This is a genomic window from Cylindrospermopsis sp. CR12, assembly GCF_001432185.1.
Classification (GTDB): domain Bacteria; phylum Cyanobacteriota; class Cyanobacteriia; order Cyanobacteriales; family Nostocaceae; genus Raphidiopsis; species Raphidiopsis raciborskii.
Genome location: NZ_LMVE01000098.1, coordinates 497 through 1,380, shown reverse-complemented (window position 1 = coordinate 1,380; position 884 = coordinate 497). Strand labels below are relative to the sequence as shown.

Below are 884 nucleotides of genomic sequence, written 5' to 3'. Positions count from 1 at the left end.
GGCGCAGTTAGTGCAACTATTAACCTAACAAATGGAACAGCAACTGCACCATCTGACTACAATAACACTTCAATTACGGTTAACTTCGCCAATGGAGAAACCAGTAAAACCGTCACCATTCCCATTGTTAACGATAGCCAATTTGAAGCAGACGAAACCGTCAACCTAACTCTTTCCAATCCCACCGGTGGCGCAACCTTAGGAACCCAAACTACAGCAGTTTTAACCATCATTAACGATGACTTACCGCAACCAGGAATCATTAACCTCAATAGCAGTAACTACACCGTCAACGAAAACGGAACGGCGAATATTAAATTAACTCGGACTAGTGGGAGTGATGGGGAAGTTAGCGTTATTCTAACCCCTAGTAATGAAAGTGCGATAGCAGGAGAAGATTACACAAATACACCCATTACTGTCACCTTTGCTAATGGAGAAACCAGTAAAACGGTGACAATCCCGCTCATTGACGACAGTATTTATGAACCGACAGAAACCGTCAACTTAACTCTTTCCAATCCAACTGGTGGCGCAACCTTAGGAACACAGAATACCGCCACCCTAACCATTATTGATAATGACGCAGTACCGGGAGTCATTCAATTTAGCAATGAGACTTACTCCATTAATGAGAATGGAACCCCCGTTACCGCAGTCACACTCACGCGGATTAATGGAAGTGATGGCGCGGTTGGTGTCAGAATTAATCTAACAAATAGAACAGCAAATGCACCATCTGATTACAATAACACCCCAATTACCGTCAACTTTGCCAACGGAGAGACCAGTAAAACCGTCACCATTCCCATTGTTAACGATAGCCAATTTGAAGCAGACGAAACCGTCAACCTAACTCTTTCCAGTCCCACAGGTGGCGCAAC

General features: G+C 44.1%; 1 protein-coding gene. It reads left to right on the top strand.

All coding sequences use genetic code 11. The features are described from left to right. On the top strand, positions 1-884 hold an 884-nt coding region (locus tag ASL19_RS11315), incomplete at both ends, for a Calx-beta domain-containing protein (RefSeq protein ID WP_304437817.1).